The organism is Butyrivibrio sp. XBB1001 (assembly GCF_000424505.1).
Taxonomy (GTDB): domain Bacteria; phylum Bacillota; class Clostridia; order Lachnospirales; family Lachnospiraceae; genus Butyrivibrio.
The window spans coordinates 261498-273602 of record NZ_KE384201.1; the positions used below are offsets into that span (position 1 = coordinate 261498).

Sequence of the window (12105 nt, forward strand, 5' to 3'; positions counted from 1 at the left end):
TCTCTCCTATAAATCACTGAATTCCTGCCGCTAATAATATAATTCTTACCAGCAAAGCAATGATCCAGGCTACTGCGCACTGCCATATAACAACGAAAAATGCCCATTTTCTGCCAAGTTCTCTTTTAACTGCTGCGATTGCTGCAACGCATGGTGTGTACAAAAGGCTAAATACCAGCATTGTAATGGCCGCGCCTGTTGAAAGAGCCGCTTCTACGCCTTCACTAAAGAGAACTTCCATAACAGATACAACGCTCTCCTTGGCTATAAATCCACTTATAAGGGAAGTGCATATTCTCCAGTCCCCAAGGCCAAGTGGAACAAAAACAGGGACAAAGACTCCTGCTATAAGTGACAAAAGACTGCTCTGAGAATCTGTTACCAGATTGAAATGAAGATCAAAGTGGCTAAGGAACCATACAACAATGGTTGCAATGAATATTACTGAAAAGGCTCTCTGTATGAAGTCCTTGGATTTCTCCCATAATAGCTGCAATACATTTCTGGGACTTGGAAGTCTGTAGTTTGGAAGTTCCATTACAAATGGAACAGGCTCTCCCTTAAATATTGTCTTTTTGGCAACAAAGGCAACTAGTATGCCCACTACGATGCCCCATATATAAAGAGCTGTTATAACTAGTCCACCCTTTCCCGGGAAGAAGGCATTTACAAAAAAGGCGTAGATTGGAAGCTTGGCTGTGCAACTCATAAACGGCGTCAGCATTATAGTCATCTTCCTGTCTCTTTCACTAGGCAGGGTCCTTGTGGACATTACCGCAGGAACTGTGCATCCAAAGCCAATAAGAAGCGGCACAATGCTGCGCCCTGAAAGGCCGATTCTCCTGAGCAGCTTGTCCATTACAAAAGCTACTCTTGCAATGTATCCACTATCTTCCATAAGGGACAAGAACAGGAACAATATGATAATAATAGGGAGGAAACTAAGAACACTTCCTACTCCTTCAAATATTCCGTCTATGATAAGTCCCTGCAATACCTGGTTGACATTCCCGGCTATAAGAGCTTCTTCCACAAGAGTCTTAAGCGCATCAATTCCTGTTTCCAAAAGTCCCTGTAGAAAGGCACCTATCACATTAAAGGTCAGTAAAAAGACAAGTCCCATTATCAGGATAAATACAGGAATAGCTGTATATTTACCAGTAAGAACCTTATCGATCTTGTTACTTCTTATCTGCTCCTTGCTCTCTTTGGGCTTGGTCACGCACTGATGGCTGACCTTCTTGATATACTCAAAGCGCATTTCTGCTATAGCAGCACTTCTGTCAAGGCCGCGCTCTTTTTCCATATTGCTGACAATTCGTTCAATGGCTTCCTTCTCACTGTCATCAAGGCCTAGCTTTTCAATTATAAGTGCATCTCCCTCTACAACCTTACTGGCAGTAAAGCGAAGGGGAAGTCCGGCTCTTTTAGCATTGTCATCTATAAGATTCATGACTGCATGAAGGCATTTGTGGACAATACCTCCATTGTCATCCTTGGAGCAAAAGTCCTGCTCAAGGGGTTTCTCCTGATATTTAGCTATATGAAGTGCATGGGCTATAAGCTCGTCAACGCCCTGATTCTTGGCAGCTGCAATGGGGACAACAGGAGTTCCCAGCATTTCTTCCATCTGATTTATGTCTACAGCGCCGTCATTGCCTGTGAGCTCATCCATCATATTAAGAGCAACTACTGTTGGAACATCCATTTCCAGAAGCTGCATAGTAAGGTACAGATTTCTTTCCACATTGGTGGCATCTACAATGTTAATGATAGCTGTTGGTTTTTCCTCAAGCACATGATTACGGGATACAATCTCTTCACTGGTATAAGGTGACATGGAATATATACCTGGAAGGTCCGTAATTAGTGTATTCTTGTACCCTCTTATCTCGCCGTCCTTGCGGTCAACTGTTACTCCTGGAAAATTACCTACATGCTGCTTGGAACCTGTGAGCTGGTTAAAAAGAGTTGTCTTTCCGCTGTTCTGATTACCAACCAGGGCGAAGGTAAGTGTGGTGCCCTCTGGAAGAGGATTTCCGCTGCCCTTTGGATGATAAATACCAGTTTCACCCAGTCCTGGATGAACAGTTTTCTTTTTATCTGAAGCTGCATGAGATTCCGGATTTATAGATACCTTGGGCTTTGTATATTCCGGAATTTTCTCAATTTCAATTTCCTGAGCCTCAGCAAGACGCAGAGTCAATCTGTATCCGTGTATCTCAATTTCTATCGGGTCACCCATAGGAGCATACTTGATCACAGCTAGTTCAGCCCCTGGTATTACACCCATATCCAAAAAATGTTGGCGAAGAGCTCCTTCCCCGCCAACCTTTATTATTCTGGCTTTCTCGCCTACTTTTAGTTCTCTGAGAGTCACAATAAAAATCTCCTTAAGATAAATCTACCTAAATATATACTAACCCATTTATGCACAAATTGAAAGTTACCCCCTTTAGTCCATGCTCAATGAGCAAGGTTGCCTTATCAGCTCATTTTTGTTAGAATAAAGGTTACCTATTGATTAAATTGCTGAACTATGCGATTTCATAGGTGATTTTTTTGTTTATAGTAAGGAGAAAACAATGTTTATAAAAGCATATGGAAAAAAAGTTCTTGCTGCTATCCTTTGCACTTCAATGATTGCTTCTGTAGCAGCATGTGGTCCTAATGAGGCAGGTTCTGACGACACAACAGCATCTGTATCCTTTGAGCCAATCACAGAAAATGTTGATAACACTGAATCATCTTCATCAGAGGCAGCTTCTGTCGAAGATGCAACATCCAACGAGCCTTATGTTCTCCCTGAGGGAATGTATTTCAGCGAACTTACAGGTGAGCCTATCAGCGAAGATATCAAGGACCAGCGTCCTATCGCAGCTATGGTTGATAATGAAATAACTGCTCTTCCACACTACGGAACAAGTGAAGCTGATGTTGTATATGAGCTTATGAACAGTACAGCCAATGACCGTATAACAAGACTTATGGTCGTTGTTAAGGATTGGGGCAACATTGAGCAGCTTGGCAGTATCAGAAGTACTCGTCCAACAAACATCATTCTTGCTTCAGAGTGGAATGCAATCCTTTGCCACGACGGAGGCCCTTATCACAATGATGCATATTTTGCCCAGCCTTATGGTAAGGATCATATCTCTGGATACTTCTCAAGAGTAAACAACGGTAAGGCAAGAGAGTTTACAGAGTATATTCTTCCAGGTGATCTTGAGACTGACCTTGAGAAGTTCAATATCTCAGCCACATACACAGAACTTGCTAACGAAGGCAGCCACTTTAACTTCGTTCCTTATGGCACAGAGCTTACACTTAGTGAGAAATATTCCAACACATATCCAGCAGGACTTATCTCACTTCCTTTCAAGCACAACCAGTCACAGCTCGCATATAACTCTGACACCAAGGAATATGAGTATTACGAGTACGGTGACAGACATGAAGATGCTGAGGACGGCGCTCCTCTTAGTTTCAAGAACGTTATCCTTCAGAAATGCAGCTTCAATCAGCTTGATGATAATGGTTACCTTATTTACAACTGTGTAAACCCTGGAGAGATCGGTTGGTACATCACTAACGGCGAAGCCAAGATCATTTCTTGGTCCAAGACAAGTGAGACAGGCGTTACCAAGTATTTTGATGAGAGCGGTAACGAGATTGAAATCAACACAGGAAAGACTTATATCAGCCTTATTCCAGCTGATTCATGGGACAGCATTACATTACAGTAAACCTTTTTTTAAGATAGTGAGACTGCCATGGAAGACATAATGAACAGATTTAAGCGGATAAATGGAAATACCTTAAAGATTATTGCCTGCGTATCTATGCTTATAGATCACTTAACTGCAGGTATCATGCTTCCAGTTGTAAGAAACGGTCTTTATACCGGGTCTCTAACTATCGACCAGTTAAACATCATATATAGAGCCCTTAGAGGAGTTGGCAGAACAGCTTTTCCTATTTTCTGCTTTCTTTTGATTGAAGGTTTCACACATACTAGAAGCAAGCTAAGATACGCCCTTAGCTTGCTTCTTTTTGGTATTATTTCCGAGGCTCCTTTTGATCTTTTGTTCTTTGCAAGAGAAGATGTATTCAACATAAATATTCTGGATGCACTAAGGGCCAATAATTACCTTTTACGCGACCAGTGTAATGTCTATTTCACTCTTCTTATTGGTCTTCTGGTGATATGGACAATTGATACAGCCCTTGATAAGATTCGCTTCAAAGAGGCCGAGATAATGATTCCTATCTCATGGATCATTGCCATAGCAATAACAGGGCTTGGATGTCTTATAGCTTACAAGATAAACTCAGACTATGACATCTATGGTGTTACCCTTATAGTTATCTTCTACTACCTAAAGAAGCACGAATACATAAGGCTTCTCATAGGTTTCTTTTTCATTTCCCAGCTTGGCACAGAGTATTTCTCTTTCCCAGGCTTTATCCTCATGGCCCTCTATAACCACAAAAGAGGCCGCAATCTGGGTGCCTTAAAATACCTCTTCTACCTCTTCTACCCAGTCCACCTTCTAGCCATCTACATCTGCAGATGCCTCATCTACGGCTAACCAGGCACTCTGCCCCACCCACCACAGCACCATCCACCGCGACACCTTCCACCACAGCACCATCCACCGTACGCGGCATGGTAATCAGCGGCAGATATTTGCGATGTTCATAAAAGAGTTTTTTGTCGTAAGAAAGAGCTGGTGGATTTAGGAGCCTTCCAAAAGTGTCCCAAAATCCTGTTTACGAATTACCTGTCCGAAGCTCGATTCCAGAATCCCTGGTTTTGGCAAGAGATTTGATCTTACTCACGACAAAGAAGTTCACATTTTCTTAGATGCTCCCGCAGCCTTTCTTTTAAAGCGCATGCTGCAGCGTAAACTTGCAGGACGGATAGGCAAAATATAATAGGAAATGCCATAGCCCGCAAAGCGGGCGTTAACAAAAAATGCGAAATCAATCTTTCAAGTAAACTTGAAGAAGTTGATTTCGCATTTTTTTATGACGCAAGGCGTCAGATGGCATTTCCATATATAGTCTGTTTCCGTCCTGCTTCAGACAACGCTTCGCATGCGCGGGAAAGGCTGCTTTGGGAGCATTAGAAAATGGAACTTCTTTATAACGCTCGTAAGTATCAAATCCACCCGCCAAAAGGATTCTGGAACGAGCTGAGTTTAATTCGTAGGATTTTGGGGCATCTTTTGGAAGGCCTTAAATTCCAGCGAAAGAACCGACAAAAAATCTTTTTGAACGAGCAACCTCTACTGCCGCGTCCGGGAAGCCTCAGTGTATGAGAATGAGTTGAAGCCTTCTGTAATTTCTTAGACGTCCAGGATGATGGTTACGGGGCCGTCGTTTAGGGAGGCTACTTTCATGTCGGCGCCAAATTCGCCGGTTCCTACTTCGAAGCCTTTGTTTCTGCATTCTGAAACGACAAGTTCGTAAAGGGGCTTAGAAATCTCTGGCCTTGCAGCGTCGGTAAAGCCAGGTCTTCTGGAACTGCAGTCAGCATAGAGAGTAAATTGGCTGACTATCAGAAGTTTAGCTCCTGCATCCTTGGGATTGATGTTCATCTTGCCATTGTCATCTTCAAATACTCTAAGGCCACAAATCTTATCTGCTAGTTTTATTGCCTGCTCTTTCGTATCATCCTTGTGTACACCAAGTAGTACGAGAAACCCTTTATCGATGGCTGCTACTTCCTTTCCATCAATTGTCACTGATGCGGATAAAACTCTAGTTACTACTGCTCTCATTTCAATTCTCTCCATAATTTATTTATATTCAGACCCACTAGTCATAGTTTTATTCCACGACTTTTAGATAGCTGCTTACGCAGTACAAAGTCTGACCATTATATTCAACTCTTGACCAGCCATATTCAGCATTTATTCCAGTTCTAAGTGCAGTTTCGCCAGATGACAGGCTGGCAATTACCTGTGAGTCCTCATCTGTTACACTTGGTTTGTTTCGCAGATTTACTACATCCTTGGCTGTGACTGTTTCGCTACACTCAGTAAACTTTGTCTTAAAACCTGATGTTTCCTGAGGCTGCGACGCCACTTCCTGCTTGGGTGCGCTTAGGTCTGTTGTCAAAAAGCTGGATACAGCATAGTAGGTATTCCCTTCATAAACAACTCTGCTCCATCCACTTGAGCTTATGCCTGTTCTCTGAGCAGTCTGGCCATTTTCAAGAGTTACCATAACTGTGCTGTCACTTCCCTGGCTTGGTTTATTTCTAAGGTTGGTGCTACTTTTGGCAGTAACTGTTTCATCCACCGCCTCGAAGTTCATAAGAGCTTCAACATCGGCAGATACTGTTTCACGTTCAGATGTATCCTTGGCTTTTTCAGTTCCATTATATCCAAAATAGGCAACGTTGATATCCACCTTACCATTAATTCCAGGAACATTGCCCTTACTCGTATATTGCCACATGGCACACTGCCCGTCATAGGAAGGTCCCTTTGCCAGATTTCCTGTATCCTGGCCATACCAGGCCATCCATATCTTGTACTTCTGCTGGATCTGGGTGGTATTCCACTTGGCGTTTCCTGCAAGTTCACTTTGGGAAGCGTAAAAAATAGGAGTGTACCCAGCATTGTATATGGCCTCCAAGAAGGTCATAGCTATATTACTTCTCTCATCCTGAGTCAGATTAACCTGTCTGCTTGCAGCATTTTCAAAACCTTCACAGTTATAGCCCACAGGATAAGTTATTGAATATTTAGCTATATAGCTTGTAACCCAGTTTGCTTCTTCCAGGGCCTCAGCACTACTTACAGCAGTTGAGAAAAAGTATGCTCCGACCTTTATTCCGTTTTTTTCTGCTTCCTGCATGTTGAATTTGGCATTTGAATCTGCCTTGATCTCTCCAGTCTTGGAGTCTCTATAGCCAACTCTTACCATGGCAAAATCAATACCACTTGCTGCAACCTGACTCCAATCTATTGTTCCCTGAAATCTGGAAACGTCTATTCCATTTGTGATATTGGAATTCTCTACCACATTACTGGCGCTTACAATCTGTGATATATCTACCTCGGCACCTGTATCTACTGAAACAGCTGCTTGAAGATCACCATCGATATCATCCATACTAGAAGCTGTCGCAGTATTATCTGTATCACCGCTACTAACTTCCTCACTACTATTCTCAGAAGACTTATCAATAGACAAAAGAGCTGTTCCTTCATCAGAAGATGCCTCCATGCTGATCTCTATCCCTGACTGTAATTTTTCAAATAAATTGGCGCCATCTTCTACCTGCTTACCTGGCTTATAAAGTAGTAGAACTATTATGCCTATTACCAGTATCAGCAGAAACACCACTCCGCCAATGATAATCGGGGTAACTCTTTCACTTTCCTTGAAGTCAAAACCATCGCTGTCAAAATCTTTTTTCATACATCTACCTCTTTATGTCATATTGTCCATGATGTTTGTGTTATAGTCATAAGAAAAGAGCATGCCAAACCGACATGCTCTTAAAATCACTCTTTATTCTTTCATAACACTTGCCACTGCTGCCTGAGCACTAATGATGTCAGTCTTGGATAATGTATAGTCCTGTATAAGCGCTGTTTCAAACGTTACACAACCTGGTTCAGCGCTCACTACCGCAACCTGCTTGTATCCCTTATCCTTGTCTCCTGTAAGTATATATACCTGCTCTCCTGGCTCAACGTCCATTTTCACATAGATATTGGCCTTAGTAGTCAGTATAGCCCTGTTACTGAATTTAAGTTCATAGGTACCTGGATAATAGGCATCCTGAGACTTGGTAACTGTTCCGCTGATCGGCAATACACCGCTTTCATCCATCACAGTTACTCTTTGTGTCATCCTGACACCATTCTCAGTGTAACCGCTTACATTTCCGCTATTACCACTTCCTCCAGCCGTATTACTCTCCTCCAAACCCAAAAAGGATTTAAGAGTATTCTCAGCAGTGTCATAAACATCTGCATCAACTTCCATCTCTGAGCTTGCCTGACTCTTGGAATATATCACAGTACCTGCAAATAAAGCACTAATACACAACACAGTAACAAGGAAAGATATCAACAACTTCCTTGCTTTTATCATAAAAAATCACCCTGTTATAATATGTTTTTCACAAAACCTACTCAAGTTTATCACACTTTGGACACAATTATCAATGTTTTTTTATTATTTTTTTATAGAAATTTTAGATTTTTATCTCTTCCATGTCTTAGGCTTCAATATGATGAATATTGGCAAAAGTTCTAGTCTTCCAGCCAGCATATCAAACATAAGAACAAGCTTTGAAAGATATGAAAACTCTGCATAATTGCCTGCAGGGCCTATCATACCAAGACCCGGTCCAATATTATTGAGTGTAGCAATTACAGAAGTCACTGTTGTATCAAAGTCAAAATTGTCCAGTGAAACAAGTAGTATTGATGTGATAAGCGTAATGACATAAATTCCAAGATAAGCAGTTACAGACTTGACTGTAGTGCCTTCAACAGAATGTCCGTCCATGTATACTCTCTTTACTGCCTTTGGATGAACTATATAATTAAGCTCATTTCTTGCATTTCTAATAATTATAAGTGCTCTCGAAAACTTAAATCCACCGCCGGTTGAACCTGCACAGGCACCAATCAGCATAAGTGTGACCAGAATAACCTTGGAGAGCATTGGCCACTGGTTAAAATCAAGAGTACCAAATCCGGTAGTTGTCATGATTGACACTACTGAAAACAGTGAATGATGGAAAGCCATGAATGAGTCATTAACAATGCCTGATCTATACACGTTAATAGCAACAATGCTTGAGGCCACAATTATAGTTCCAAGGTAATACTTAACTTCATCGATGGCAAAGGCTTCCTTGGGCTTTCTGTTAAGAAGAAAATAGTAAACAGTAAAGTTAATGCCGCAAAGAGCCATGAACACTATTATGATAGCCTGGCTCACAACGGAATAGCCCATCATTCCAGTATCGTGGATTGCAAAGCCGCCTGTTCCTACTGTGGAAAAAGAGATTGTCACGGCATCATATAAAGGCATGCCGGAAATAAGCAGGCATATGATCTCTGCAAATGTGATTCCAATATAAATGAGGTAAAGGATCTTAGCTGTATCTTTTACCTTGGGAACTATCTTACCTACAACAGGTCCTGGAGACTCTGCTCTCATAAGATGCATACTATAGCCATCTGCCATAGGGATAACAGCCAAAAGGAATACCAAAACTCCCATTCCACCAATCCAGTGAGTAAAAGTTCTCCAGAACTGTACACTGTATTCAATGTTATCCACTGTTGTGAGGATACTGCCTCCAGTTGTAGTAAATCCGGAAACAGTCTCGAACAATGCATCTATATAATTGGGGATAGTTCTTGTAATTACAAAGGGAAGGGCCCCCATCATACTCACCGCAATCCATGCAACAGCAGTGATTGCAAAGCCCTCTTTAGCATATATTACTTTGTTCTTGGGCTTTTTAAGGGAAAAAATAGTTCCTACAACAATTGACATCACTGCCAGCAGGAAAAATGTAAGTGCACTATCAAACTCACTGTGGATAAGTGCAACTATAAGAGGAAGCAGAAATAATGTCCCCATCACCCTTAAGAGCCTGAATAAAGTGTATCTAACCATCGAGTAATTCATTTATTATTTCTCCAAAATATCACTTATATCTTTTAATCCAGCCAGTGTAGTTACTACAATAACTGAGTCACCATCTCTTATAACGCTGTCTCCACTTGGAGATATGATATCTCCATTATGGTTGATGCAGGCAATCAGAATTCCCTTTTTAAGGTTAAGCTTTGAAAGAGGAACTCCAATAACAGGAGATCCGTTTCTAACAATAAATTCAAGAGCCTCTACTCTTTCATCATTGAGCTTGTAAAGAGCCTCGATATTGCTGTCCTTGGATGCTGTCATGCCTCGTACGAACTGCACAATTCGCTCAGCAGTAATATTCTTGGGATAAATAATACTTCCAATGTTAAGTGAACCAATGATATCACCATAATTAACTCTATGAACCTTAGTGATCAGCTTGGCCTTGGGGTTTATGCTCTTAACATACATTGAAAGCATGATATTTTCTTCATCAAGGTTAGTCAGTGAAACAAAAGACTCAACGCTTGTTACACCCTCTTCAAGGAGCATATCCTTGTCTGTTCCATCACCACAGATGATCAGTGCCTGTGGCAGAAGATCTGACAATTCCTTGCATCTTACAGGATCTTTTTCAAAAATGATAACCTTTATTCCTAGAGAAAGAAGGTTCTGCGCAAGGTAGAAAGCAGTTTCTCCACCTCCTATTATCATTGTTGAATGAACTTTGGCTGTTGGAAGCCCAAGCTTTTTAAAGAAATTGATAGTGTTTCTACTAGAAGCAAAAACTGTAACCTCATCACCAGCCTTGATAACAAAATTACCATCCGGGATAAATACTTCGTTACCTCTTGATACAACAGAAATAAGTACCTGCTTGCGAAGATCAGCAGGTATATCTTTAAGAGCCTTGCCACATAGTCTTGAATTCTCATCAACTATCATCTTCACAAGCTCAGCTCTTCCTCTGGCAAAGGTCTCAACCTTAGTAGCTGATGGAAATTTAAGGAGCCTTTCAGCCTCAGCAGCAGCGGCCTCTTCAGGGTTGATGACCATTGAAAGGCCAAGTTCCTCTTTAATAAAGTTGATTTCCTTTTTGTAGATTGGGTTACGAACTCTTGCGATAGTGTGACAGTTACCAGCCTTCTTAGCTATTAGGCAGCACAGGAGATTGAGTTCGTCTGAATCAGTAACAGCCACCATCAGATCTGCTGATTCAATTCCAGCATCCTTCATTATGGAATAGCTGGCACCATTACCCACGATGCCCATAACGTCGTAGTTATTAACTACATTCTGCAGAACACTACTTTTTTCCTCTATTACAGTTATATTATGTCCCTCTTTGCTGAGCTGCTGGGTAACTGCCTGACCCACATTACCACAGCCCACAATAAGAATATGCATAACAATCCTCCATCTATTACATATAAATCCACATTACATTATATTCGCAACAATTCTTTAAAGCAATAAGCCTTTTAAATCCCCGATATGTCTGCTAAGACAAGTTGATATTTGTTAACATTCAGTATATATGCGTATAATAGTTTTTTAAGATAAATTTATCCCAGTTTCATTGAATTTAAGCTACTCCAAATCTACAATTATCATGTAGCTAGGCATGTTCCAGCTATATTGTTTTTTAAGGAGATTATTATGAGAAACTTGTTACGCCAGTTGTTCCACGGACGGTATGGTTCGTATGGATCAGATAGACTGACTCGTTTTCTTCTACTTCTTGCAGTTATTCTGCTTTTGCTTTCTATAACTATAGCGCCTTTAGCTTTTTTATATTATGTAGCTTTTATCGACTTGATTCTTTGTTATTTGAGGCTCTTTTCCAAAAATATAACCAAGCGATATAGAGAAAACGAGATTTTTGTGAGATACACAGATAAGTTGCGTGATTTATTCAAAAAGAAGTGATGCCTATGCTGAAAAATCTTGTGGTATATGCCAGTGAAACTGGCAACACCCAAAAACTTGCAGAGGAAATCTTTAGTGTCCTTCCATCCTCTATGGGAGAAAAGGATATAGTAAATGTGCGCTCCTGGAACGGAAAATTAGATGCAGAGAATTATTTTGTAGGATTCTGGGCTAACAGAGGGTCTTGCAGTCTTGAGATCATAGATCTGCTCTCATCTCTTCAGCATAGAAATATTGCCTTATTTGGTACCTGTGGCATGGGAAAAACAGATAAATACTATGCTTCTCTAGAACAAAATGCCTGTGTATGGATATCTGACAGTAATAATTACCTTGGCTCATTTTTCTGTCAGGGTCAAATGCAGGACGTAATACGTGAAAAATATGAGTCCTACCGCGGACTAAAGAGTGACAGCAAGATTGATCTTATCCTAAGCTACTTCGATGAGTCCTTGAATCATCCAGACCGGACTGATATGCTAAAGGCCCACATGTTTATCGAAAACTGTATAAAGAAAATACAGTCACTAACTCTTGTCTGAC

At 41.0% G+C, this 12105-nt stretch carries 9 protein-coding genes; 3 read left to right on the forward strand and 6 right to left on the reverse strand.

All coding sequences use genetic code 11. The features are described from left to right. Positions 1–13 precede the first annotated feature (13 nt). On the reverse strand, positions 14–2380 hold the full coding sequence (gene feoB, locus G631_RS0117085) for a ferrous iron transport protein B (RefSeq protein WP_026490471.1): 2367 nt from the start codon (positions 2378–2380) through the stop codon (positions 14–16). 205 nt (positions 2381–2585) lie between these two features. On the opposite strand from feoB, the gene G631_RS0117090 reads away from it, so the two are divergent. Continuing rightward, positions 2586–3746 carry a DUF3048 domain-containing protein gene (locus G631_RS0117090; RefSeq protein WP_026490472.1) on the forward strand — a complete coding sequence of 387 codons (1161 nt, stop codon included), beginning with the start codon at positions 2586–2588 and terminating at the stop codon, positions 3744–3746. A 39-nt stretch (positions 3747–3785) separates the two neighbouring features. Next, positions 3786–4592 (forward strand): TraX family protein, encoded by an 807-nt coding sequence (locus tag G631_RS0117095; RefSeq protein ID WP_026490473.1) that lies wholly within the window; start codon positions 3786–3788, stop codon positions 4590–4592. 759 nt (positions 4593–5351) lie between these two features. Here the strand turns inward: G631_RS0117095 and dtd are convergent. The 5 genes from dtd to trkA form a co-directional block, all read right to left on the reverse strand. After that, positions 5352–5786 carry a D-aminoacyl-tRNA deacylase gene (dtd, locus tag G631_RS0117105; RefSeq protein ID WP_026490475.1) on the reverse strand — a complete coding sequence of 145 codons (435 nt, stop codon included), beginning with the start codon at positions 5784–5786 and terminating at the stop codon, positions 5352–5354. A 49-nt stretch (positions 5787–5835) separates the two neighbouring features. Then, the gene (locus G631_RS0117110) at positions 5836–7437 is read right to left on the reverse strand and encodes a GH25 family lysozyme (RefSeq protein WP_026490476.1); all 1602 of its coding nucleotides are present in this window, start codon (positions 7435–7437) and stop codon (positions 5836–5838) included. Between the two features lie 93 nt (positions 7438–7530). Further along, a complete protein-coding gene (locus tag G631_RS0117115; protein ID WP_026490477.1) occupies positions 7531–8118 on the reverse strand; it encodes a hypothetical protein in 588 nt (195 codons plus the stop codon). Positions 8119–8229: 111 nt separating this feature from the next. Further along, positions 8230–9675, reverse strand: a complete 1446-nt coding sequence (locus G631_RS0117120; protein ID WP_026490478.1) for a TrkH family potassium uptake protein — start codon at positions 9673–9675, stop codon at positions 8230–8232. 3 nt (positions 9676–9678) lie between these two features. Continuing rightward, entirely contained in the window at positions 9679–11040 is a 1362-nt protein-coding gene (gene trkA / locus G631_RS0117125; protein ID WP_026490479.1) for a Trk system potassium transporter TrkA, read from the reverse strand. Positions 11041–11567: 527 nt separating this feature from the next. Here trkA and G631_RS0117135 point away from each other — a divergent pair. Continuing rightward, positions 11568–12104: a flavodoxin family protein gene (locus G631_RS0117135; RefSeq protein ID WP_035789982.1), complete on the forward strand. Its 537-nt coding sequence runs from the start codon at positions 11568–11570 to the stop codon at positions 12102–12104. Position 12105 lies beyond the last annotated feature (1 nt).